Consider the following 1,634-nt stretch of genomic DNA (forward strand, 5'->3'; position numbering starts at 1 on the left):
CGACAGGGGGAGAAAGTCATGCCAACTCCGGAGGCCGGGCGCCCCATTGCGGGGCCACCAAGAAGGTAATGGGGGGGCCGTCGACTGTGGGGGTACGGCTCTCGGCTCGTGCCGGGTGACGGTGGCAGGGGAGTGGTGCGGTGGGGGCGGGTTGGTGCGTCACGTTCCACCTGCCGAGGGTGTTCGGGCATGGTGAGTTGATCGGGTGAGGCGGGTGCTCGAGCGGGCTGGTTGGGAATCGGTGAGAGAGCAGTGATGTGCGGGGACGGTCATGCTGTGGCTGGTCGTCCGTGTGGAAGCGGCCGGCCGCTGCGCCGCATTCGCCCTCGGTGGTGGTGCGTGGTGTGCGGGTTGGCTGGTGCGGTGCGCAGGTGGGGTCCGGCTTGTTTGGCAGTCCGGCGGTCTGCGGAGGTCGAGAACGTGCCAGTGGCTCCGTCCCGGGTGCGTCAGCGGCCACGACCGGCCGGCATGAGGATGTGAGGAGAGGCCCGTATGGCGGTTCAGCGGATGGACAATGTCGGCATCGTCGTGGAGGACTTGGATGCCGCTGTCGCGTTCTTCGTGGAACTGGGTTTGGAGTTGGAGGGCAGGGCGCAGGTCGGGGGCCTAGGTTCTGTCCGGCGGATCATGTGACTGTCGGGTTGCCTGCTCGTTGATCTCGGCGTGGGGCGAGGTGATCTGACGAACGCGGAGTGGGTGCGGCTGGAGCCGCATCTGCCTCCGCCCGGGCAGCGCGGCGGCCGGTGGAACGACCACCGCTCAGTCATCAACGGGATCCTGTTCCGGGTCCGCACCGGCATACCGTGGCGTGACCTGCCCGAGCGTTTCGGCAGTTGGAAGACCGTCTATGAACGCCACCGGCGGTGGTCGGCGGACGGCACGTGGGACCGGATCCTCACGGCCGTCCAGGCGGATGCCGACCTGGCCGGCCGGATCGACTGGAGCATGGTCGGCGTGGACTCGACGTCCTGCCGTGCTCATCAGCACGCGGCCGGTGCCCGTAAGACCAAGCCACGTGTCCCGAAAAAAGGACGACGCCCCGAAACCACCGCCCCGACGAGGGAATTGGACGGTCCCGGGGCGGCCTGACCTGCAAGATCCACCTCGCAGGAGAAGGCGGATGCCGCCACCTGGCCCTGCTCGTCACACCCGGTCAGTGTGGTGACGCTCCGCAGATGATCGAGGTCCTCAGCCGCATCCGCGTCCCCCGACCCCAGGGCGGACACCCGCGCACCCGGCCCGACCACCTCAGCGGCGACAAGGCATACAGCTCCCGCCGAAACCGCCGCTACCTACGAAGACGCCAGATCAAGCACACCATCCCGGAACCGAAGGACCAGCGCGCCCACCGCAAAAGACGCGGCAGCAAAGGCGGCCGGCCCGCTGGCTTCGACAGCGAGATCTACAAGCGCCGCAACGAGGTCGAGCGGACCATCAACCGCCTCAAGAACTGCCGGGCCGTCGCCACCCGGTACGACAAGAGGGCCTACGTCTTCCACGGCACCGTCACCACCGCAGCCATCAGGCTATGGCTCCGACCATGATCCGCCGGACAGAACCTAGTGACCTGAGTCGAAGATTCGTCGTTGGTTCGGTATGAGTCGTCCGGGTCCGAAGATTCCGCCGTTGTCGGT

At 67.4% G+C, this 1,634-nt stretch carries 1 protein-coding gene and 1 pseudogene; both read left to right on the forward strand.

The window, feature by feature from the left end; translation table 11 throughout:
* Positions 1-492: 492 nt before the first annotated feature.
* A pseudogene (locus ACHBTE_RS35675) lies at positions 493-609 on the forward strand (VOC family protein); the annotation flags it as partial.
* 54 nt (positions 610-663) lie between these two features.
* Positions 664-1,544, forward strand: a protein-coding gene (locus ACHBTE_RS35680) for an IS5 family transposase (RefSeq protein ID WP_394729917.1) whose coding sequence is annotated in 2 segments (ribosomal slippage) — positions 664-1,024 and positions 1,024-1,544 — 882 coding nt in all. Because the reading frame shifts where the segments join, the coding sequence is not laid out codon by codon here.
* Positions 1,545-1,634 lie beyond the last annotated feature (90 nt).

This window comes from Streptomyces sp. M41, assembly GCF_043673425.1.
GTDB lineage: Bacteria > Actinomycetota > Actinomycetes > Streptomycetales > Streptomycetaceae > Streptomyces.